Source organism: Paraburkholderia rhizosphaerae, assembly GCF_004366595.1.
Taxonomy (GTDB): domain Bacteria; phylum Pseudomonadota; class Gammaproteobacteria; order Burkholderiales; family Burkholderiaceae; genus Paraburkholderia; species Paraburkholderia rhizosphaerae.
Genome location: NZ_SORE01000004.1, coordinates 274,264 through 295,640, shown reverse-complemented (window position 1 = coordinate 295,640; position 21,377 = coordinate 274,264). Strand labels below are relative to the sequence as shown.

Annotated in this window: 17 protein-coding genes and 1 pseudogene; 10 read left to right on the top strand and 8 right to left on the bottom strand. The window is 63.4% G+C overall.

Annotation, left to right across the window (positions count from 1 at the left end; translation table 11 throughout):
• Nucleotides 1-18: 18 nt before the first annotated feature.
• Together BX592_RS07205 and BX592_RS07200 are read right to left on the bottom strand one after the other, a co-directional pair.
• A complete protein-coding gene (locus BX592_RS07205; RefSeq protein ID WP_134190972.1) occupies nucleotides 19-1,806 on the bottom strand; it encodes a glycosyltransferase family 39 protein in 1,788 nt (595 codons plus the stop codon).
• Nucleotides 1,807-2,121: 315 nt separating this feature from the next.
• Entirely contained in the window at nucleotides 2,122-2,496 is a 375-nt protein-coding gene (locus BX592_RS07200; protein WP_134190971.1) for an Mth938-like domain-containing protein, read from the bottom strand.
• A gap of 486 nt (nucleotides 2,497-2,982) precedes the next feature.
• Here BX592_RS07200 and BX592_RS07195 point away from each other — a divergent pair, with 486 nt between their 5' ends.
• From BX592_RS07195 to BX592_RS07180, 4 genes are all read left to right on the top strand, one after another.
• The gene (locus tag BX592_RS07195) at nucleotides 2,983-4,230 is read left to right on the top strand and encodes a pyridoxal phosphate-dependent aminotransferase (RefSeq protein WP_134190970.1); all 1,248 of its coding nucleotides are present in this window, start codon (nucleotides 2,983-2,985) and stop codon (nucleotides 4,228-4,230) included.
• A 58-nt stretch (nucleotides 4,231-4,288) separates the two neighbouring features.
• Complete coding sequence (locus tag BX592_RS07190) at nucleotides 4,289-5,632, top strand: homoserine dehydrogenase (RefSeq protein WP_134190969.1); 1,344 nt, start codon at nucleotides 4,289-4,291, stop codon at nucleotides 5,630-5,632.
• 64 nt (nucleotides 5,633-5,696) lie between these two features.
• Nucleotides 5,697-7,148 (top strand): threonine synthase, encoded by a 1,452-nt coding sequence (thrC, locus tag BX592_RS07185; RefSeq protein ID WP_134190968.1) that lies wholly within the window; start codon nucleotides 5,697-5,699, stop codon nucleotides 7,146-7,148.
• 260 nt (nucleotides 7,149-7,408) lie between these two features.
• Nucleotides 7,409-8,461 (top strand): AraC family transcriptional regulator, encoded by a 1,053-nt coding sequence (locus tag BX592_RS07180; protein WP_134190967.1) that lies wholly within the window; start codon nucleotides 7,409-7,411, stop codon nucleotides 8,459-8,461.
• Between the two features lie 112 nt (nucleotides 8,462-8,573).
• Here the strand turns inward: BX592_RS07180 and BX592_RS07175 are convergent, their stop codons facing one another.
• A complete protein-coding gene (locus tag BX592_RS07175) occupies nucleotides 8,574-9,416 on the bottom strand; it encodes a hypothetical protein (protein WP_134190966.1) in 843 nt (280 codons plus the stop codon).
• Between the two features lie 120 nt (nucleotides 9,417-9,536).
• Entirely contained in the window at nucleotides 9,537-10,124 is a 588-nt protein-coding gene (locus BX592_RS07170) for a tetratricopeptide repeat protein (protein ID WP_134190965.1), read from the bottom strand.
• A gap of 256 nt (nucleotides 10,125-10,380) precedes the next feature.
• On the opposite strand from BX592_RS07170, the gene BX592_RS07165 reads away from it, so the two are divergent.
• From BX592_RS07165 to moaE, 3 genes are read left to right on the top strand one after another with little or no spacing between them, the layout of a single operon-like run.
• A complete protein-coding gene (locus tag BX592_RS07165) occupies nucleotides 10,381-11,643 on the top strand; it encodes a molybdopterin molybdotransferase MoeA (RefSeq protein ID WP_134190964.1) in 1,263 nt (420 codons plus the stop codon).
• 24 nt (nucleotides 11,644-11,667) lie between these two features.
• Nucleotides 11,668-11,925: a molybdopterin converting factor subunit 1 gene (gene moaD / locus BX592_RS07160; protein ID WP_134190963.1), complete on the top strand. Its 258-nt coding sequence runs from the start codon at nucleotides 11,668-11,670 to the stop codon at nucleotides 11,923-11,925.
• 10 nt (nucleotides 11,926-11,935) lie between these two features.
• A complete protein-coding gene (gene moaE, locus BX592_RS07155; protein ID WP_134190962.1) occupies nucleotides 11,936-12,415 on the top strand; it encodes a molybdopterin synthase catalytic subunit MoaE in 480 nt (159 codons plus the stop codon).
• 56 nt (nucleotides 12,416-12,471) lie between these two features.
• Here the strand turns inward: moaE and BX592_RS07150 are convergent, their stop codons facing one another.
• Nucleotides 12,472-13,026, bottom strand: a complete 555-nt coding sequence (locus tag BX592_RS07150) for a group III truncated hemoglobin (protein WP_134190961.1) — start codon at nucleotides 13,024-13,026, stop codon at nucleotides 12,472-12,474.
• 273 nt (nucleotides 13,027-13,299) lie between these two features.
• Here BX592_RS07150 and BX592_RS07145 point away from each other — a divergent pair, with 273 nt between their 5' ends.
• From BX592_RS07145 to BX592_RS07135, 3 genes are all read left to right on the top strand, one after another.
• Nucleotides 13,300-13,791, top strand: a complete 492-nt coding sequence (locus BX592_RS07145) for an Rrf2 family transcriptional regulator (protein WP_134190960.1) — start codon at nucleotides 13,300-13,302, stop codon at nucleotides 13,789-13,791.
• A gap of 189 nt (nucleotides 13,792-13,980) precedes the next feature.
• Nucleotides 13,981-16,578 (top strand): ATP-dependent chaperone ClpB, encoded by a 2,598-nt coding sequence (gene clpB, locus BX592_RS07140; RefSeq protein ID WP_134190959.1) that lies wholly within the window; start codon nucleotides 13,981-13,983, stop codon nucleotides 16,576-16,578.
• A gap of 358 nt (nucleotides 16,579-16,936) precedes the next feature.
• The gene (locus BX592_RS07135) at nucleotides 16,937-17,524 is read left to right on the top strand and encodes a hypothetical protein (protein ID WP_134190958.1); all 588 of its coding nucleotides are present in this window, start codon (nucleotides 16,937-16,939) and stop codon (nucleotides 17,522-17,524) included.
• Between the two features lie 128 nt (nucleotides 17,525-17,652).
• Here the strand turns inward: BX592_RS07135 and BX592_RS07130 are convergent, their stop codons facing one another.
• From BX592_RS07130 to pbpC, 3 genes and pseudogenes are all read right to left on the bottom strand, one after another.
• On the bottom strand, nucleotides 17,653-18,093 hold the full coding sequence (locus tag BX592_RS07130) for a YidB family protein (protein ID WP_134190957.1): 441 nt from the start codon (nucleotides 18,091-18,093) through the stop codon (nucleotides 17,653-17,655).
• Nucleotides 18,094-18,364: 271 nt separating this feature from the next.
• Nucleotides 18,365-18,802, bottom strand: a pseudogene (locus tag BX592_RS07125) (ComEA family DNA-binding protein); the annotation flags it as partial.
• A 169-nt stretch (nucleotides 18,803-18,971) separates the two neighbouring features.
• Nucleotides 18,972-21,377 carry a penicillin-binding protein 1C gene (gene pbpC / locus BX592_RS07120; RefSeq protein ID WP_134190955.1) on the bottom strand — a complete coding sequence of 802 codons (2,406 nt, stop codon included), beginning with the start codon at nucleotides 21,375-21,377 and terminating at the stop codon, nucleotides 18,972-18,974.

Here is a 21,377-nt window from a genome sequence, read left to right as displayed (position 1 = left end):
AACGTGGGATCAAGGAGGTCAGGGCGTCGTTTTTGAGGAGGAGGCCGGTTCGGCGTCGGAGCCCGGCGCGGCGGGGCTTGGCGACGCGTGTTGCGGATCCGCCGGTTGATCGGCCGGCGGGGTTTCGTCGAGCGGTTTTTGCACGATCACCCGTCGCGCATCGCGTGCGATGACCTGCATCGGCAGATGCTGCGCCGCAAGAGCGGCATAACGGTCCGGCGGCAATAGCGCGAGCGCATAGCGATCGGACTTCCAGCGCTCGATCCATTCGTCGACGGTCGGTATCCACTTCTGCGGCTCGACGCTCACGCCGAAAGTCAATTCATCCGCATGCTCGACCATGATCATCGTATGGCCGACGTAGAACGGCAGCGTATGGTCGAGTACGCCGACCGAGTAGAACGGCGTGTCGGGCGGCAGCTTCGCGAGCGCGGCCCGCACCGCGGGCGCAAGCGGCGCGCCGGAGCTGAGGCGGCCGAACGCATCGTGACCGGTGCCCGCGATCGTGCCGAGCAGCAGCCACGCGGCGCCGAATGCGACGGTCGCGCCGACGATGCCGCCGCGGCTCTTCCGGTTGAGCCAGATTGCCAGTAAGGTCAGTACGAACGCCACGGCGAGCGCGGCGAACACCCATGTGCGGAATTCGACGTACAGCGCGGTCGGATTGCGCGCGTCGCCGAAGCGGCTGAGAAAGATCGCGCCGAACGCCGCCACGACGAGGAACACCGCATAACCGGTCAGATGCCGATGAAACCGCTCTTTCGTGACGAGCGGCAGATACATGCCGATCAGCAGCGCGAGCGCCGGCGCGATCGGCAGCGTGTACGACAGCAGCTTCGAATGCGACGCGCTGAAGAACAGAAAAATAAACGCCGACCAGACCAGCAACATGATGACCGGCGCAAAGCCGTTCGCCTGGCGCGGCGTTTGCAACGCACGGCGGATGCTCTGCACGCTCACCGATAACCATGGCAGAAAGCCGACGATCAGCACCGGCACGAAGTAGTAGAACGCGCCGGGGCGGTTCTGCTCGGGCGTCAGATAACGCCTGAACTGCTGCACGATGAAGAAGAAATTGAAGAACTCGGGGTTGCGCTGCTGCACCAGCACGAACCACGGCGTGGCGATCGCGAAGAAGACAATCAGCCCGCTCACCAGATAAAGGCGCCTCCAGAGCGCCCAATCGCGTGCGATCAGCGTGTACAGCACGAGCACCGCGCCGGGCAGGATCACGCCGATCAGGCCCTTCGACAGCACCGCGAGCGCCATCGATGCCCAACATACCCACATCCAGCCGCGCACCGCGCCGGCCGGCAGGTTCGGGCGCTGCGCGAGCAGCAGCGCGCACAGCGACAGCGCCATCCAGAACGACAGGGCCATGTCGAGCGTGTTGAAGTGGCCCATCAGGTTCCAGTACGGCGAGCACGCGAGCACGATTGCCGCGAACACGCCGGTCGCCGCATTGAACACGCGCGCGCCGGTGAAGCCGACCAGCAGCACGCCGGCGAAGCCGGTCAGCGCGGTATAGAGGCGCGCCTGCCACTCGCCGATTCCAAACCACGCGAACGTCAGCGCGTTCGCCCAGGTCTGCAGCGGCGGCTTCTCGAAATACTTGTAGCCGTTATAGCGCGGCGTGATCCAGTCGCCGGTGACAAACATCTCCCGCGCCATTTCGGCATAGCGCCCCTCATCGCTGGGCAGCAGATGGCGCCAGCCAAGCGGCACGAACCAGATCAGCGCGAGCGCGATCAGCAACAGCAGGACAGCGGTGCGATTGAGCGGTAGCCGGGACGGCGTATCGTTCATTGATTTCAACCTTTTTCTGTGCCGACGGGCGGCATCGTTCTTTTTTCGGGCAACGGCCAACGGCGGCCGGTGACGCACGGACGTGCGCCGCGAAGATGCCTGAGCGAAGCTTAACGGGGCCTTAGGGTACGACCGGTACGACGGGGTGCGTCCGCGGGGTACGTCCAGGGGTCACGTCCGCTTCGCCCGATGCATCGGGCCGCGCATCCGGGCGCACGCGCTGACCGCCCGTATGCGCCGTGCACGCGTGAGTGTTTTGCGTAAATGCCGCGCAGTTTACTCGATCGGCGTGGCTATGCCGACCGATGCGCCGGGTTATGCCTCGATCAGCAGCGCGGCGGCGACTTTGCGCCCCTCGGCCATCAGGATGTTGTAGGTCCGGCAGGCGGCCTTGAAGTCCATTGTCTCGACGCCGATGCGCTGCGCGGCGAGCGCCGACGTCAGGCGCGGATGAGGAAAGCGCAGCCGCTCGCCGCTACCGAAGATCACGACTTCGGGCGCGGGTTCGATCAACAGCGCGAAGTGCTCGGGCGCCAGCGCGTCGAACGACGAAACCGGCCATGCGATAACCGGTTCTTGCGGCATGACGATGATGCTGCCCGTGTGACGTTGGAGATTGATTTCGACATAGTCGGCGCCGTAAGCCGTGACGGTATTGAGCGCGCCGCTCGAATCCTGATGTAGTTTCAAACCGGTGTTCCGTGGTGGTCGCCAATGGGGTGCGACGAAATAGGTTGCGAAGTTGTCGGTGCCGTGAGCAATGCCGGCGCTGTGGTGCATTGCGGAAGTGGGGCAAAATCCGCTAAATTATAACTTTTTAGCCGCCCGGCGGTGCCTTGCGCTGCGCGCGTCGCCATAAGCGTCGCAAGCCGCTCGGCAGATCCTACTTATCAGGTCAATTGAGCCGGTCCGATCAGTCAGCCCCATCACTGGCCGATTCAGCCCGATCGAAGGCGCAGCGCCCGCGCTCGCTGAACCGTTTCCTGATGACCGGTTTGGCTGATTGCCCGACTTTTTGTTCCGCGCGTGGTCAGTTCCGCGCGTTTAATCCCGCGATTTCGCTGCGTTTCACCACGCGTGCCGGGCCGCGCCAGCGCCAGGATTGCCCCGCGCGGTGCAGCCCGCCACCGGGAAGAAAGCAGCGCGGTCCGGGGCAGCATCCCTATCCAGGACGAAGTGCCCGCCGTGAAACCGATACTCAAATCCAACAAGCTGTTGAATGTCTGCTATGACATTCGCGGGCCCGTTCTTGAACACGCGAAGCGGCTCGAAGAGGAAGGCCATCGCATCATCAAGCTGAACATCGGCAACCTCGCGCCGTTCGGCTTCGATGCCCCCGACGAAATCATCCAGGACATGATCCTGAATCTGCCGACGTCGTCGGGTTACTCCGATTCGAAAGGGGTGTTCGCGGCGCGCAAGGCGATCATGCATTACGCGCAGCAAAAGGGCGTGCACGGCGTCGAACTGGACGATATCTACATCGGCAACGGCGCGTCCGAACTGATCGTGATGGCGCTGCAGGCGTTGCTGAACGATGGCGACGAAGTGCTGCTGCCGGCGCCCGACTATCCGCTGTGGACTGCCGGCGTGAGCCTGTCCGGCGGCACGCCGGTGCACTACATCTGCGACGAGTCGAACCGCTGGATGCCCGACCCCGACGACATTCGCCGCAAGATCACGCCGAACACGCGTGCGCTCGTCGTGATCAACCCGAACAACCCGACCGGCGCACTGTATTCGAACGAACTGCTGCTTGAACTGATCGCGATCGCGCGCGAGCACGGCCTCGTCATTTTCGCGGACGAGGTGTATGACAAGATCGTCTATGACGGACGCCAGCACACGGCCATCGCATCGCTGTCGGAGGACGTGCTGACGGTCACGTTCAACAGTTTGTCAAAGAGCTACCGGTCGTGCGGCTACCGCGCCGGCTGGATGTGGGTGTCGGGGCTGACCGGCGAAAACCGGCGCCGCGCGAAAGACTATTTCGAGGGTTTGGGCATTCTCGCGTCGATGCGGCTCTGTCCGAACGTGCCGGGACAATATGCGATCCAGACCGCGCTCGGCGGCTATCAGAGCATCAATGAACTGATCGCGCCCGGCGGCCGGTTGTTCCGGCAGCGCGATCTCGCGTATGACATGCTCACCGCCATTCCGGGCGTCACCTGCGTGAAGCCGGAAGCGGCGCTGTATATGTTTCCGCGGCTCGATCCGAAGCTGTATCCGATCCAGAACGACCAGCAATTCATCCTCGATCTGCTGCTCGAAGAGCGCGTGCTGCTTGTGCAAGGCACGGGCTTCAACTGGAAAGCGCCGGATCACTTCCGCGTCGTGTTCCTGCCGAACGTCGACGACCTCGCGGATTCGATCAACCGGATCGCGCGTTTTCTCGACGGCTATCGCAAGCGGCACGCAGTCTGATATACGTATCCCGCGCTTACCCGTTCCCTCAAACTTTCACTAGAAATACACACGCTGCATGGAACCGATCAAAGTTGGATTGCTGGGCTTCGGCACAGTCGGCAGTGGGACCTACACGGTGCTGCGCCGCAATCAGGAAGAAATCAAACGGCGTGCGGGCCGCGGTATCGAAATTGCGCGCATCGCCGTGCGCAATCCGGCGAAGGCGGCCAAAGCGCTGAACGACATCGGCGTCGCCGATGCGGGCAGCCCGGCCGTGACCGATGACTTCAATGCGGTCGTCGACGATCCGTCGATCGATATCGTCGCGGAAATGATCGGCGGCACCGGCATCGCGCGTGAACTGGTGCTGCGCGCGATTGTGAATCGCAAGCACGTGGTGACCGCGAACAAGGCGTTGCTCGCGGTGCACGGCACCGAGATTTTTGAGGCTGCGCACGCGAATGGCGTGATGGTCGCGTTCGAAGCAGCGGTCGCCGGCGGCATTCCGATCATCAAGGCGCTGCGCGAGGGGCTGACCGCGAACCGCATCGAGTACATCGCGGGCATCATCAACGGCACGACGAACTACATCCTGTCGGAAATGCGCGATCGCGGCGTCGATTTCGCGACCGCGCTCAAAGGCGCGCAGGAACTCGGCTATGCGGAAGCCGACCCGACCTTCGATATCGAAGGTGTCGATGCCGCGCACAAGGCGACCATCATGAGCGCGATCGCATTCGGCGTGCCGGTGCAGTTCGACAAGGCGTACGTCGAAGGCATCAGCCAGCTCGCGGCGATCGATATCCGCTACGCGGAAGAGCTCGGCTACCGGATCAAACTGCTCGGCATTACGCGCCGCGCCGGCAAGGGCATCGAACTGCGCGTGCATCCGACGCTGATTCCGGCCAAGCGCCTGCTCGCGAACGTCGAAGGCCCGATGAACGCAGTCGTCGTGCACGGCGACGCGGTCGGCGCGACGCTTTACTACGGCAAGGGCGCGGGCGCGGAGCCGACCGCGTCGGCGGTGGTCGCCGACCTGGTCGATGTGACACGGCTGCATACCGCCGATCCGGAGCATCGCGTGCCGCATCTGGCGTTCCAGCGCGACCGGCTGTCGGACACGCCGATCCTGCCGATCGACGAAGTGACGAGCGGTTATTACCTGCGTCTGCGTGTAGCGGATGTGACCGGTGTGCTGGCCGATATCACGCGCATTCTCGCGAATACCGGCATCTCGATCGACGCGCTGCTGCAGAAGGAGTCGGAACAGGTCGACGATCACGGCAAGGGCGAAACCGACATCATTCTGATCACGCACGAGACGGTCGAAAAGAACGTGAATGCGGCGATCGCGGACATCGAGGCGTTGCGCACCGTCGTTTCGAAGGTGACGAAGCTGCGCATGGAAACCCTGAACTAGGCATGAACCCGGCGGCGCGTGCGCAAGCTGGGCACATCGCAAGCACACTGAGCGGACTTTTCTGATGAACTACATTTCCACGCGCGGCGCCGGAGCAGGCGAGCGACATACGTTTTCCGACATCCTGCTCGGCGGTCTCGCGAAAGATGGCGGCCTGTACCTGCCGGCCGCGTACCCGCGCGTGTCGGCGGACGAGCTCGCGCGCTGGCGCGCACTGTCATATGCGGACCTCGCCTACGAAATCCTGTCGAAGTTCAGCGACGACATCCCCGCGGACGACCTGCGCGACCTCACGCGCCGCACGTACACGCCGCAAACTTACTGCAACGTGCGCGACGACGAACAGGCCGCGCAGATTACGCCGTTGAAGACGCTCGGCGTCGAAAACGGCGCGCCGCTGTCGCTGCTCGAACTGTCGAACGGGCCGACGCTCGCGTTCAAGGACATGGCGATGCAACTGCTCGGCAACCTGTTCGAGTACACGCTCGCGAAGCATGGCCAAACGCTGAATATTCTCGGCGCGACGTCGGGCGACACCGGCAGCGCGGCCGAATATGCGATGCGCGGCAAGCGCGGCATTCGTGTGTTCATGCTGTCGCCGCACAAGAAAATGAGCGCGTTCCAGACTGCGCAGATGTACAGCCTGCAGGACCCGAACATCTTCAATATCGCGATCGAAGGCGTGTTCGACGATTGCCAGGACATCGTGAAGGCGGTGTCCAACGATCACGCGTTCAAGGCCGCGCACAAGATCGGCACGGTCAATTCGATCAACTGGGCGCGCGTGGTCGCGCAGGTCGTCTATTACTTCAAGGGCTACTTTGCCGCGACGAAGTCCAACGACGAGCGCGTGTCGTTTACGGTGCCGTCGGGCAACTTCGGCAATGTGTGCGCGGGCCATATCGCGCGGATGATGGGCTTGCCGATCGAGAAGCTGGTCGTGGCGACCAACGAAAACGATGTGCTCGACGAATTCTTCCGCACCGGCATTTACCGTGTGCGCAAATCGGCGGAGACATATCACACGAGCAGCCCGAGCATGGATATCTCGAAGGCGTCGAACTTCGAGCGTTTCGTGTTCGATCTGCTTGGCCGCGATCCGGCGCGCGTGCTGCAGTTGTTCCGCGATGTCGAGGAAAAGGGTGGTTTCGATCTGGCTGCGAGCGGCGATTTCGCACGCGTGAAGGAATTCGGTTTCGTGTCGGGCAGCAGCACGCACGCGGACCGTGTCGACGCAATTCGCGACGTGTTCGAGCAATACGACACGATGATCGATACGCACACAGCCGATGGTTTGAAAGTGGCGCGCGAGCATCTGCAGGCCGGGATTCCGATGATCGTGCTGGAGACCGCGCAGCCGATCAAGTTCGGCGAGACGATCCGTGAAGCGCTGCTGCGCGAGCCGGAGCGGCCGGCGGCGTTTGTCGGGCTTGAAGCGTTGCCGCAGCGTTTCGAGGTGCTACCGGCGGATGCGCAGCACGTGAAGGCGTTTGTCGCGTCGAAGACTGGAGCGTGAGTTAGAACCGCAAGGCGGTTTCGTTTGCTGTGACGGCGCACCCTTGGGTGCGCCGTTTTGCTTTGTGCGCAGCGCAAGCATGACCGCACGCTGACGATAGGGTCGGAAAATTCATCTTTGCCCGTTTCTCGTCTCGATAGACGAGGTTCGTTCAGAATGGCGATGTATAGTACGCCAAACATTCTATGCATCGGATAAAGCCCCGGCGGCGGTGATTCACCGCGTGTCGGGTTCATCGCTCAAGTTATTCCATTCAACAGATGAGCGCGTCACACAACGCATCGACATACCAGTTTTCGACCGAACATGTACCGCCCGCCGAGCAATTCGACGCATGGCGCGAGGACGCCAGTCCGTTGTTCGATCTGTCGCTTCTCGACAAAACGAATAAGCAGTACGACTCACGGGTCGACTTCACGCTGCTCGGACCGATGATGTTCGGCGGGCGTAGCTGGTTGCAACCGTCACGCCCGGTTGTTCATACGATGAGCCGCTCGTCGCGCAGGATTCGCGCTGATGGTCTCGATGCGTACTATCTGCAGCTTCAGATGAGCGAAACACTGCACGGGCACGCGGCGCAAACTGCGGTACATGGCGTCCCGGGCAGTCTATGTGTGCTGGATCTGGCCTTCCCTTTCGATCTGCGTGTGACCGCCGGCGATACCCTGTGCATGGTCATACCGCGTGACGCGTTGTCAGTCGAGGTCGGCAACTTGCACGGACGCTGCCTGACAACGGGGATGGGGAACCTGCTCGCCGACTATCTGCGCTCGTTGCGCAGGAATCTTCCGCAGTTGAAGAGCAGCGAATGGCCATACGCGGTCGAGTCGACCAGGAACATCTTGCAGGCCTGTCTGGCTCCGGGGCCCGACACCGTGCGGCAAGCGCAATCCGAACTGGACGACCTGCTTGTCAATCGCATCAGGCGCTACATCGAAAAGCATCTGCTGTCGCCGGACCTGAGCCCGGACCAGATCTGCAAGGACATCGGCATCTCGCGATCGAGGCTTTACCGCCTTTTCGAGCCGGCCGGAGGTGTGATGCGCACCGTGCAGAACAAACGGCTGCTACGCGCGCGCAGTGCGTTGGACAGTCCCGTCTCGCATCGCTCGCGGGTGTCGGATGTCGCGTGGCGGCACGGCTTCGTCAACGAAAAGCACTTCAGCCGGCTATTCAAGGCGAAGTTCGGCTGCACGCCAGGCGAAATGGCCGCGCAAAGCCGGGACAATGCGACAGCGCGCGCGCGTGGATCAAGCGTGCCGGCCGTCGGCCATTCGACCTTCAGCGCATGGATGCGCGCGGTCGCCACGTGATTCAAGCGGCGCGAGCGACTGGCCGTGCCGGGTCACGGGTCCTGCGTCGCGCATCGAAGCTCGATTTTCCCGGGCACACAGGGCGTCTTGCGTCAGGACCTTCAGTTGATATTCAGTTGACCTTCAACCGGCCTCCACGGCCCAGTCCGCCCTCGACGTCTTGCGCTTTGTAATGGCGCAGCGCGACGACGATCTTGTTCCATGCGTCGATGAATGCGACCACGGTCGCCTTGCCTTCCGGCGTCGACGAGAAGCCGCCGAGCGCACCGCCCATTCCACCTCCGAAGCCGGCGAGTGCGGCGCCGTAGTTGGTCGCAGTCGAACTGCCTTCGGCGGCCGCGATCTGTACAGTCGAGCGCACGTCGAAGAGTGTCAACGTGACGACCGATGCTTTGGCCTTCAGGTTGCCAGCCAGTCCCGCCACGGCCCCGCTGCCGAGCATGTTGCCCACGACGCCACCGAGCAGGCCGCTGACACTGCCAATGGCCGAATCGCTGACGATGATCTTCGGCTCCATGAAATAGTCGGCGGCGACTCGCTGGCCCTTTTCCTGTTTCGAACCGGCACGGTATTCACCTGAGCTGCGTTGCTGGTTCGTGATCTGCGACAAGCGCGCATCGGTTTTCTGGTTGCCGATCGACGTAATCACGAAGCAGTTGGATTGCTGAACTGCAAGGCGCAACAGCGGTTCGATCGTGGTCACCCTGGTTGCGCTGCCGAATGGGCCGAACCAGTCCGCGTTGCGTCCGTCGTCAACCGCGATCGTGCCGAGCGGCGAACTGCAGTGCTGCAAAGCCGAATCGGCACCGGCGCTTGTTGCGCCAGCTGCCGCACCGGTCGCGCCCAGATTCTGGCCGCCTGGCGAGACCATGCCGCCGCACGCAGTGAGTGTCGCCGCCGAGGCGGCGCAGAGTGAGCAATTGATAACGAAATAGCGGAAAAAGGGGGGCTTCATGGCGTTGCGAACAGAGTGAGTGATCAAAGCAGTGTGCAGTCGTCGATGCGATCGCAGGAACGACGTCCGGGACAGGTAGTGAAGGTTTGCCCATGAAACTCACGGGCGGAATCGATCCGGCTAGTAGTACCAGGCGTTCTGTCGCCACGTTCCCAGATACGGATAGCCCGAGTACCAGTTGCGGTAGTTAACGTCGCGCCAGGCTGTGCGCGCCCGGTAGTCGTTCTGGTCCAGCTCTTTCGCGGCGCGTGCCTGTTGGAGTAGCGTCTGCGCTTCATCGTCGCCGCGGCTCGCGGCGATCGACAGCCATTTCTCGGCCTCGCGCGGATCGGCGCCCATTTCCTCGAAACCGAACAGGTAAAAGCTGCCCAGCGCCTTTTGCGCATGCAGGTCGCCGCGTGTCGCGGCGTCGCGCATCCAGGCCAGCGCCTGGTAGCTGTCTTGCCGCACGCCGTCGCCGCGAAGGTAACGTAGACCGAGGTCGTATGCCGCTTTGGGTTCGGACATGGCACGCTTGCTGAGCGCGCCGATACGGGCGTCTTCGGCGGCGGGTGCGCGTTCTATCTGAGCGTCGCGTGACTGCTCTTTTGTCGCACTGCGAGCGCAACCGCGCTCGTCGCAGATAACGACCGTGTCGCTCACGGAGAGAGCGGGCGTGCATGCGGCAACGCACAGCAGAAGACACGGCGATAGCACAAGGCATTTCATGGACGACTTTCCCCTACAAATGGAGTGTGCGGAATCGTAAGTTCACGGCGCGGTAAGCGGGTTTCCCTGCGTCCCCGTCTGGACACTATCCGTGTCATGCCCGCGTGGCACGGGCCGGCGCGCGAAGGCAGGCGCACCGGAAAATCCGGTGCGGGCGCCGACCGTGAATCGCACCGTTCGCCGTTACAATGTCTTTTTCCGCTCGCGCCATCGTCACCCGATGTCCATACCCACGCCTGCCGCACCACGCGCCCCCATGCTGTCGACTGCCGACGCCCTCGCGACCTTGCTCGGCGCGGCCGTGCAGATCGACGGCGAACAAACGCTGCCGACTCTCGACGCACTGAACCGCGTGCTTGCCGCGGATGTGATCTCGCCGCTCGACGTGCCGCCGATGAACACCAGCTCGATGGACGGCTACGCGGTGCGCCTCGCCGATCTCGCGCATGGCGACCGCCGCTTGCCGGTGTCGCAGCGCGTGCCGGCGGGTCATGCGCCACAGCCGCTCGCGGCTGGCACCGCGGCGCGCATCTTTACGGGCGCGACCGTGCCGCCCGGCGCGGATGCGATCGTGATGCAGGAGCAAACCGAGTCCGCCGGCAACGAAGTGACGCTGCTGCATACGCCGAAGGCCGGCGAATGGATCACGCAGCAAGGCGCGGATATCCGGCGCGGCGCGGTGATCCTGCCGGCCGGCACACGCCTGACGCCGCAGGCGCTGGGGCTGGCGGCATCGGTCGGTTGCGCGGAACTGCACGTGATGCGTCGTGTGAAGGTCGCCGTATTCTTCACGGGCGACGAACTGACGATGCCCGGCGAGCCGCTGAAGCCCGGCGCAATCTACAACTCGAACCGTTTCACACTGCGCGGGCTGCTCGAAAAGCTTGGCTGCGACGTGACCGACTACGGCATCGTCGCCGACAAGCTCGACGCGACCCGGGCGACGCTGCGCGACGCGGCGCGCGAGCACGATCTGATCCTCACATGCGGCGGTGTGTCGGTCGGCGAGGAAGACCACGTGAAGCCGGCCGTCGAGGCCGAAGGGCGGCTGTCGATGTGGCAGATCGCGATGAAGCCGGGCAAGCCGCTTGCATTCGGCGCGGTGCGCCGCGCGCCTGTCGGCACCGAAAGCCCGGCGAGTGCCGCGAGCGCAACGGGCCACGCAACCGCGCGGGCCGAAACATTCTTTATCGGCTTGCCGGGCAATCCGGTTTCGAGCTTTGCGACCTTCGTACTGTTCGTGCGGCCGTTCGTGTTGCGGCTTGCGGGCGTGCGCACTGTCACGCCGCGCGCGCTGTCGCTACGCGCGGACTTTACGCAGCAGAAGGCCGACCGTCGCAACGAATTTCTGCGCGCGCGCGTGAATGCCGCAGGCGGACTCGATCTGTTCCCGAACCAGAGTTCGGCGGTGCTGACATCGACGGTCTGGGGTGACGGACTGATCGACAATCCGCCGAACCACGCGATTAGCGCCGGTGAGACCGTACGTTTCATTCCGTTTTCCGAATTGCTGAACTAGGACTGACACTGAATCAACACTGCAATGAAGATACAGCTCAAATACTTCGCGAGCGTGCGTGAGGCGCTCGGCGTGGCCGACGAAGCGGTCGATGTGCCCGCGGAAGTGGCCACCGTCGGCGACTTGCGCACGTGGCTGCGCGTACGCGGCGGCATCTGGGCCGACACGCTCGCTGAAGGGCGCGCGCTGCGTATGGCGTGCAATCACGTGATGACCGATGCCGGTACGAGGATTACCGACGGCTGCGAAGTCGCGTTTTTTCCGCCGGTTACCGGCGGCTGAGGAGCAGGCGATGACGGTGCGCGTTCAACTCGAAGACTTCGACCTCAGCACTGAGGTAGCCGCGCTGCGCGCACACAATCCGAAAGTCGGCGCGGTCGCATGCTTCGTGGGCACGGTGCGCGACCTGAACGAAGGTAGCGCCGTCGAGACGATGGAACTCGAACACTACCCGGGCATGACCGAGAAGTCGCTCGAACACATCGTCGATGCGGCGCGCGAACGCTGGCCCGGCACCGACGTGCTGATCGTGCATCGGGTCGGCAAGCTGTATCCGCTCGATCAGATCGTGCTCGTCGCGACGACGTCCGCGCATCGCGGCAATGCGTTCGCGTCGTGCGAGTTCGTGATGGATTACCTGAAGTCCCACGCGCCGTTCTGGAAGAAGGAAAAGACGGAAAACGGCGAGCGCTGGGTGGATGCGCGTGTCACCGACGATGCGGCGCTGGAGCGGTGGGGCTTGAGGTCCGGCAACGCCGCGAAAGCGGAGTAGCGATTCGGGCGGCGAGCGGGGACGACGAGCGGGAGCAGTCGCGGACCGCCACTGCGTTAAGCGTCGTCGCTTCCGCGCCCGATGATCTTTGCCGGAAACGGTTCTCCGCGCGGCCTCGATGGCAGGTCGTGTGCCTCTTCATCCGCGTCCGATTTACGCCGGCGCGGCGCAACCCGCTCGAGTAGCGCCTTCTGCTCGTCGGGAATCACGTAGTCCCAGCCGAAGCGGCTTAATTGCAGACTCTGCGCGATACGCAGCGCGGGTTCCATGAAACGCACGGCCGCGGCCGGTTCATAACGCGCTTCGACGGTATCGAGAAACAGATAAAGCCAGCGGCTGAAATGCCGCGGCTCGATGCCCGGCAACGGCTGATGGGTCTGCTGCACATTGCCGCGGTACTGCTTCGAGCCGAGCACGAGGCTGCCCCAGAACGTGCACATTTTCGGCAGATGCTCGTCCCAGCGGCCCGCGATGGTCTGCTCGAAAACCGGGCCGAGCAGCGCATCGGCACGCACGCGGTCGTAAAACGCGTAGACCAGCTCGCGAATATTCGCTTCAGTTGGTTCGGAATGCCGCGCAACTGCCGCGGCGGGTTCAAAAGACGGGTTCATCATTCGTCACAAGTAAGGCGGGCGATAGCTTTTTGCGGTCAATTGCAAAAGAACTTCGCGATTCTGGTAAAAAAGACCGCATGCGAACAAAGCATAGCGTTTATAGTTACGCGAAATAACACGATAAACGCGCCAATAAGATGCGTAATACAAGCATCTTATTACAATCAGGCGTGCGATACAGCACGCGATAAAAGCGTTCACGGCAACCTTGGAAAGGACGCGGCCCGGCTTTTTTGCGGCCACGCCTTCGCCGATCGCGACTTGGCATACATGAGACTGACAGACTATACCGACTACTCGTTGCGTGTGCTGCTCTACCTCGCCGTACGTCCTGAGGGGCTAGCAACGATCCAGGATATTTCCGACTCGTACGGAATTTCAAAGAATCATCTGATGAAAGTCGTCCAGCGGCTCGCTGAACTCGGCTGGGTAGAGACGGTTCGCGGACGCAACGGTGGCCTGCGGCTGTACGAGCATTCATCGGCGCTGACGGTCGGCGAAGTAGTGCGCGCGGCCGAGAGCGACTTCGCGCTGGTCGCCTGCCTTCCGGATGCGGACGGCGCGCATCGCGAATGCGCGATCCGTCCGCAATGCCGCTTGAAGAGCGTCCTCGAAAGTGCGCGCGATGCTTTTTTCGCCGAGCTCGATCGCCATACGATCGGGGATATTGCGAAGCCGAGCGACCCGCTGCTGACGCTGCTTGGCCTGATGCCCGCCGCGGTGCCGGTCGCGTCGATCGTCCCGATCTCCCCGGACGCGTGAGCGTCGCCGCGGCCACCCAGGCATACTGATACCGCACGCGTCGTCACGGCCGTGGCCACGGCCGCCGACGGCGGATTAGCGCGGCGGGCGTCGCCAATCGCGCGAATTGTTATCTCCAGATGCAAATAACCGCTTGAAACGAGTGGAATCCGCCTCATTTTGGTGACATTCGAAACTGGAGGTCTCTTGATGAGAATCGACAAACTCACCACCAAATTCCAGGAAGCACTGGCGGACGCGCAAAGCCTCGCGGTCGGCCATGACAATCAATACATCGAGCCTGTCCACCTGCTGGCGGCGCTCGCCGCGCAACCGGACGGTTCCGCGCGCTCGCTGCTGTCGCGGGCGGGCGTGCATACGCAGGCGCTGCAAACCGCGTTGAACGATGCGATTACGCGGCTGCCGCAGGTGCGAGGCACCGACGGCAACGTGCAGATCGGCCGCGAGCTGACGGGCTTGCTGAACCAGGCGGACAAGGAAGCGCAGAAGCTCAACGATACGTATATCGCGAGCGAAATGTTCCTGCTCGCCGTCGCCGACGACAAGGGCGAAGCGGGACGTCTCGCGCGCGAGCACGGCCTCACGCGCAAGTCGCTGGAAGCGGCGATCGCCGCGGTGCGCGGCGGTTCGCAGGTGCACAGCCAGGACGCCGAAAGCCAGCGCGAAGCGCTGAAGAAGTACACGATCGACCTGACCGAACGCGCGCGTGCCGGCAAGCTCGATCCGGTGATCGGCCGCGACGACGAAATCCGCCGCTCGATTCAGATCCTGCAGCGACGCACGAAGAACAACCCGGTGCTGATCGGCGAGCCGGGTGTCGGCAAGACCGCGATTGTCGAAGGGCTCGCGCAGCGCATCGTCAACGGCGAAGTGCCGGAGACGCTCAAGGGCAAGCGCGTGCTGTCGCTCGATATGGCGGCGCTGCTCGCCGGCGCGAAGTATCGCGGTGAATTCGAGGAACGCCTGAAAGCGGTGCTCAACGATATCGCGAAAGACGAAGGCCAGACTATCGTCTTTATCGACGAGATCCATACGATGGTCGGCGCCGGTAAGGCCGAAGGCGCGATGGACGCGGGCAACATGCTGAAGCCGGCGCTCTCGCGCGGCGAACTGCATTGCGTCGGCGCGACCACGCTCGACGAATACCGCAAGTACATCGAGAAGGATGCGGCGCTCGAGCGGCGCTTCCAGAAAGTGCTGGTCGATGAACCGAGCGTCGAAGCGACGATCGCGATTCTGCGCGGCTTGCAGGAGCGCTATGAACTGCACCACGGCGTCGATATCACCGACCCGGCGATCGTCGCCGCGGCGGAGCTATCGCACCGGTATATCACCGACCGTTTCCTGCCGGACAAGGCGATCGACCTGATCGATGAAGCCGCGTCGAAGATCAAGATGGAAATCGATTCGAAGCCGGAGGAAATGGACCGGCTCGATCGTCGCCGCATCCAGTTGAAGATCGAACGCGAAGCGGTGAAGAAGGAGAAGGATGAAGCGTCGCAGAAGCGCCTGCAACTGATCGAGGAAGAGATCGAGCGCCTCGACCGCGAATATTCGGATCTCGAAGAAATCTGGACCGCGGAAAAGGCCGCGGTGCAGGGTAGTGCGCAACTGAAGGAAGAGATCGAAAAGACGCGCGCGGAAATCGCGCGGCTGCAGCGCGAAGGCAAGCTCGAAAAGGTTGCGGAATTGCAGTACGGCAAGCTGCCGCAGATCGAGGCGCGTCTGAAGCAGGTCACGCAGGCCGAAGCACAGGAGCAGAACAACCCGACGCGGCCGCGCTTGCTGCGCACGCAGGTCGGCGCGGAGGAAATCGCCGAAGTGGTGTCGCGCGCGACCGGCATTCCGGTCTCGCGGATGATGCAAGGCGAACGCGAGAAACTGTTGCAAATCGAAGAAAAGCTGCATCAGCGGGTGGTCGGCCAGGATGAAGCGATCAATGCGGTCGCCGATGCGATCCGCCGTTCGCGCGCGGGCCTGTCGGATCCGAATCGTCCGTATGGTTCGTTCCTGTTCCTTGGGCCGACTGGCGTGGGCAAGACCGAGTTGTGCAAGGCGCTGGCGTCTTTCCTGTTCGATTCGGAAGACCATCTGATCCGTATCGACATGAGCGAGTTCATGGAGAAGCACAGCGTCGCACGGCTGATCGGCGCGCCGCCGGGCTACGTCGGCTACGAAGAGGGCGGTTATCTGACTGAAGCGGTGCGCCGCAAGCCGTATAGCGTGATCCTGCTCGACGAGATCGAGAAGGCGCATCCGGACGTGTTCAACGTGCTGCTGCAAGTGCTCGACGACGGCCGCATGACCGATGGCCAGGGCCGCACGGTCGACTTCAAGAACACGGTGATCGTGATGACGTCGAACCTCGCCTCGCAGGTGATCCAGTCGATGGTGGGAGAGTCGCAGGACGCGGTGAAGGACGCAGTGTGGGAAGAAGTGAAGCTGCATTTCCGGCCTGAGTTCCTGAACCGGATCGACGATGTCGTCGTGTTCCATGCGCTCGACCGGTCGAACATCGAGTCGATTGCGAAGATCCAGCTTGATCGGGTGCACGAGCGGCTCGCGAAGCTCGATATGCAGCTGGTCGTGTCGGACGACGCGCTGGAACTGATCGGCAAGGTCGGTTACGACCCGCTGTTCGGCGCGCGGCCGTTGAAGCGCGCGATCCAGCAGGAAATCGAGAATCCGGTTGCGAAGCTGATTCTCGCGGGCAAGTTCGGGCCGAAGGATGTGATTCCGGTCGATGTGAAGAACGGCAAGCTGGTGTTCGAGCGGGTCGTGCATTAAGGCGGAACGAAGTTCGGGCCGAGGCTCGAACTTCGGTTCGCAAAGAGGCGGGCAACGAGTGATTCGTTGTCCGCTTTTTTTTGCGCCCATTGATTACGCATTGCACGCGGATGCCTGCGCCTCTCTAGCATTCCATTGACGTGACGAACCGGGAAAAGCGATGTGTCCAATGCGAATACATGAGGTTGCAGTCGAATTGAAGGAAATGCCGCCCGCGGAGGCGGGCAATACGCACGCGACGACAGTCGGGCATGCGCAGCGTGTGAAAGCGCCGGAGGTGACGGCGCTGCCCGCCGCAGCAGCGCATGTGCATTCGCCGTCCAGTGCACAGCGGCCGCCGTGGTCCGGCGCGCAACCGTTGGACGCGATTCCATCGGAATACAGGTCGTCGGAAGTTGCGGGTGTTTTCGTCGATCAGCGCACCGGGAGGCATTTCATTGTTCAGGGTGTCGATGCCTACCCGGTTGTGCATACGCCGAATCTCGAGCATCGCGGCTCGATCGGGCTCAAAGGAGGCGGCGACACGGACCCGTCGGCGCGGCGCCGGCAACTGGAACAGCGTAAAGCGGAAAGGGAACAGAAAGTCGCCGAGTTGTCGGGCGTGAAAACGTCTTTGGAAAGAGAGATCGACGAGGCGAGGCGGCAAAAGGATGACGCACACTTGGCGGTGTCCGCTCGAGAAACCGGAAAACGCCTCGCGCAGCGGTTGCTCGAAGATTTAAAGCGCAAACAGCAACACGGCGAGTCCGACCTTCAGCGTACCGTCGATACGCAGACTGATGAGGTGCAGGGTTGGGATGCGGAATTGCAGCGAGCGCAGCGAGAGGTCGATCGACACCAGCAAACATTTACGCGACTGGAAGATATGCTGCGCACGTTGACTGCGGATCTGGAACGTGTGGAGCGCGAGCGGGTGGATGCCGATCGGCAGTTGCAGCAGTTGTGAGCGCGTCATCCCGTCGCGCGCTCGATAAACGGAACGAATGGTCGACGCGTCCCAACGGCAAATCAATCGGGCGGCGCGCGAAGGGTTCGCGCGACCGCCCGCGGTCATCGGGGGACGGGTTGTTGCCGCTAGGCCTTCTTGCTGCCAAACAGCCCCGACAGCGCGCTCAATGCGCCCATTGCGCCCGACAGGCTCGACGCATCGACCTTGCCGTCGGCGGGCACCTGGCCGTTCGGTGTTGCCGCGTCGACCACGTGCGGCAGCACCTGCGACAGCAGTCCCGTCACCTGTTCCGGTTCAATGCCCACTTTCGACGCCATATTCGTGACCGTCTCCGAACCCAGCACGTTTTGCAGCGTATCGGGGCTGATCGCCTTGTTTTCGCCGGTGCCAATCCACGAGCTGATGATGTCGCCGGCGCCGTTCTCATGGAAGCGCTGGATCAGACCGTTCAGCCCGCCTGGCTGGTTGTTGATGAATTCGAGCGCGCTGGCGACGAGCGCCTGCTGACCTCCTCCGCCTTGCGGCGCATTGCCGAACATCGAACCGATCGTGTCGAGTAGGCTCATGACTGTCTCTCCTGAAGGCCGTGCGCGCGATGCGCATCGGTTGGGGAAAACGCCGCGAGCAATGCGCGGCATCGGATCGCCGCAGTCGTTCGTTGCAGATGCAACGAACGACTGCGGCAGTAGCGGACGTAAAAGGAACGTCAAGGAACCACAGAGGACACCGTATGCAGTGGCGTCGCCCGGGACGACGATAATTGCGCCGGTACGCAACGCGATGCGCTGGCTCACGCGTGACCGACCTGCGCGGCTCAGCCGACCCCCGCCATCAGCCGGCCGGTGCGGACGCGGCCGCCTTGCTCTTCTTCTTCGATTTCGATGCTTTGGTTTCGGAAGCGGCCGCCGGCGTGGTTGCCGCGGGCGCTTGCGTCGTGGTTGCGGTGGTCTGCGGTGCGGCCTTCGTCGACTTCGATGTTGACTTCGCCGCGCCCGATGGCGGCGCACCCGATCCGTTGATCGTCAAGCCCGCCGCTTCGAGATTCTTCACCGACTTCGGGCCGATGCCTTTTACACGCGCGGCGAGATCGTCCGCATCCTTGAACGGGCCGTTTTTTGTGCGTTCGTCGATGATCGCCTTTGCATGGACCGGGCCAATGCCTTTTACCGATTCAAGCGCCGCCTGATCGGCAGTATTGACTTCGACCGCTGCTGCAAGGCCGGCGCACAGCACGAGAATCAGCGCGACGCATAGCATCCAGAGCTTCTTCAACATGGTAAGCACTCCATCGAGGGCGGAACAGGCCGGGAACGGACCGCGCATCCAGTCAGCAAGCACTGCGACTCAAGCATAGTCCACTTTGTGCGGCATTATTGCGAAAACCGTTGATTTACCGTGCTATTCGCGGGTTGGCTGCGTGTTCAGATGCTGGCGATGCTTCGAATCATCTGCGCAAAGGGTCGGGTGCGGGCTGTGCCGCGGAGCTGCCTGGAGCAGCAACGGAAATGTTGTCAGCGGCGACGGGCGACGAGACGGCTCGTCGCGAAGCGACATCCGCGGCGAGCGCGCGTGCGGTCGCGCCGCGTACTTCGAAGCGCACGGTGTCGGCGGCGCGACCGCTGGTGTCGACCAGTTCGAGCACATGGCGGCCGGGCCACGGCGGCCACATTACGCGCTGCGCATTACCCAGTTGCTTGCCGTCGAGCCGCCATATGCTTCGCGTGGACGTGCCACTCGCGCGTTCGAATGCAATGCGCTGGTTGACCGGCGGGATGTCGGGATCGAGCGCAAAAAGGGTGCCGTCGGCCGGCGCGCCGATGCGCGGCGCCGCAAGTGACCGGGACGCGTCGGTCGTCGTCGCGCGCCGCGGTGCCGTGGTGGCGGCTTCGTCGCCGCGCGCACTCGCGGAGAGCGCAACGACTGGCGTTTGCGTGCCGCTCAGAAACCACTCGTCGCGCGCCGGTTCGAGCGCCTGCTCGAACGTCACATGCGTGCGAATCACACCGCCAGGCGCGGCGGGCGGTGTGCTGGTCACCTGCCGATGCAGATAGCCGACGAGCGCAGCCCAGATCGGCGCTGCGCCCGTTACGCCCGACACGTCCCACATCGGCGTGCCGTCCGCGTTGCCGATCCAGACGCCGACCGTGTAGCGCGACGTGAAACCGATCGTCCAGTTATCGCGCATATCCTTGCTGGTGCCGGTCTTGACCGCGGCGAAGAAGCGCGTCGCGAGCGGACTGTCGAAGCCGAACGTGCGCGTGCGCGCATTGTTGTCGGACAGCACCGACGTTACGATAAAGCTCGCATCGGTACTGAATACGCGGTGCGCATTCGACGCAGTGTGAGCACAGCGCGCAGCGGCCGGCGGCTGCGCGAGCTCGCAGGTCGGCGAGGCGATCCCGCCGTTCGCCAGCGCGCGATACGCGTTGGTCAGCGATAGCAGTGTGACGTCTGCGCTGCCGAGCGCGAGACTGTAACCGTAGTAGTCGCCGCTTTGTTCGAGCGGCAGTCCGAGCGCGACGAGCGTGTCCGCGAAGCGATGCGGTGTGACCATCACCAGCGTGCGCACCGCCGGCACGTTCAATGACGAACCGAGCGCAGTGCGCACGCTGACCCAGCCCTTGAACCCTTTGTCGTAGTTTTGCGGCATGTAGAGACCGCCGCCCGCGGGCAGATCGAGCGGGGCGTCGTCAACGAGGGTCGCGGTGGTTACACGCCGTTCTTCGATTGCCTGCGCATACAGAAACGGCTTGAGCGTCGAGCCGGCCTGGCGGCGTGCGAGCACCGCATCGACGTCGGGCGCGGCCGACAGGTTGCCCGACGAGCCGACCCATGCGAGCACATCGCCGCTCGCGTTGTCGAGCACAACGAGCGCGCCGTCGTGCACATTGCGCGGATGCGCACGCGCATTCAGTTCGGTGAGCGTGCGTGTAAGCGTGTCATGGGCGAAGCGCTGCAAGTTCGCGTCGAGTGTCGAGCGGATACGCGCGCCCGCAACCGGATGCACATCATTGGCGATACGTCGCGCGAAGTGTGGCGCAAGCGATTCGCTAGCGGGCGACGTGGTCAGCAGAACGGGCGCTGGGCGCGCAAACGCCAGTTGCACGAAGCTGTCGAGGTTCGTGCATTGTGCGGCGGCATGCATATCGCGCAGGATCCGGCACGCGCGCGCAGCGACTTTCGGATACGGCGCGTTCGGCGCGCGCACCAGCGCGGCCGCGACCGCCGCCTCGCGATCGTCGAGGCCGGACGGCGCCTTGCCGAATAGCGTCAGCGATAGCGCCGCCAGCCCGATGGTCTCGCCGCGCAGCGGCACCAGGTTCAGATAGGCCTCGAGGATCTGATCCTTGCGCCAGCTGCGCTCGACACGCAGTGCGTCGAATGCCTGGCCGGCCTTCTGCACGATCGAACGTTGCCCTGAGCGTTGATGGTCGTTATCGAGAAGGCCCGACAATTGCATCGTCACCGTCGATGCGCCGCGTGTGCGTGTATTCCACAGGTTGCCCCATGCGGCCGCCGCGGCGCCGCGCCAGTCGACGCCGCTGTGCGCATAGAAGCGCTTGTCTTCCGACACGACGATCGCTTCGCGCAGCGCCGGCGATACGTCGGCGAGCGCGACCCATTCGCCGCGCCGCTCGGTATGGTCGACGCGAGTGCGCTGCAGTGTTTCGCCGCTGCGCGACAGCAGCAGCCAGTCGGAACTGCGCCACTGCGAGCGCACGTCGTCGAAGGTTGGCAGCGCCTGAGCGTAGAGCGGCGCGGCCAGCAAGGTTGCGCATACAACCGCCGTGCCCGCGAATGCGCGTGTGCGCGCGGGGTGGGTTGGTGGCGAGGTGGGCGGGCGGTTCAT

What these genes read in the sequence shown, in the direction of transcription:
- BX592_RS07205 (WP_134190972.1), bottom strand. Translation starts at nt 1,806, where the DNA reads ATGAACGATACGCCGTCCCGGCTACCGCTCAATCGCACCGCTGTCCTG.
- BX592_RS07175 (WP_134190966.1), bottom strand. Translation starts at nt 9,416, where the DNA reads ATGAAGCCCCCCTTTTTCCGCTATTTCGTTATCAATTGCTCACTCTGC.
- BX592_RS07190 (WP_134190969.1), top strand. Translation starts at nt 4,289, where the DNA reads ATGGAACCGATCAAAGTTGGATTGCTGGGCTTCGGCACAGTCGGCAGT.
- moaD (WP_134190963.1), top strand. Translation starts at nt 11,668, where the DNA reads ATGAAGATACAGCTCAAATACTTCGCGAGCGTGCGTGAGGCGCTCGGC.
- moaE (WP_134190962.1), top strand. Translation starts at nt 11,936, where the DNA reads ATGACGGTGCGCGTTCAACTCGAAGACTTCGACCTCAGCACTGAGGTA.
- BX592_RS07165 (WP_134190964.1), top strand. Translation starts at nt 10,381, where the DNA reads ATGCTGTCGACTGCCGACGCCCTCGCGACCTTGCTCGGCGCGGCCGTG.
- BX592_RS07150 (WP_134190961.1), bottom strand. Translation starts at nt 13,026, where the DNA reads ATGAACCCGTCTTTTGAACCCGCCGCGGCAGTTGCGCGGCATTCCGAA.
- clpB (WP_134190959.1), top strand. Translation starts at nt 13,981, where the DNA reads ATGAGAATCGACAAACTCACCACCAAATTCCAGGAAGCACTGGCGGAC.
- BX592_RS07130 (WP_134190957.1), bottom strand. Translation starts at nt 18,093, where the DNA reads ATGAGCCTACTCGACACGATCGGTTCGATGTTCGGCAATGCGCCGCAA.
- thrC (WP_134190968.1), top strand. Translation starts at nt 5,697, where the DNA reads ATGAACTACATTTCCACGCGCGGCGCCGGAGCAGGCGAGCGACATACG.
- pbpC (WP_134190955.1), bottom strand. Translation starts at nt 21,377, where the DNA reads ATGAACCGCCCGCCCACCTCGCCACCAACCCACCCCGCGCGCACACGC.
- BX592_RS07145 (WP_134190960.1), top strand. Translation starts at nt 13,300, where the DNA reads ATGAGACTGACAGACTATACCGACTACTCGTTGCGTGTGCTGCTCTAC.
- BX592_RS07170 (WP_134190965.1), bottom strand. Translation starts at nt 10,124, where the DNA reads ATGAAATGCCTTGTGCTATCGCCGTGTCTTCTGCTGTGCGTTGCCGCA.
- BX592_RS07180 (WP_134190967.1), top strand. Translation starts at nt 7,409, where the DNA reads ATGAGCGCGTCACACAACGCATCGACATACCAGTTTTCGACCGAACAT.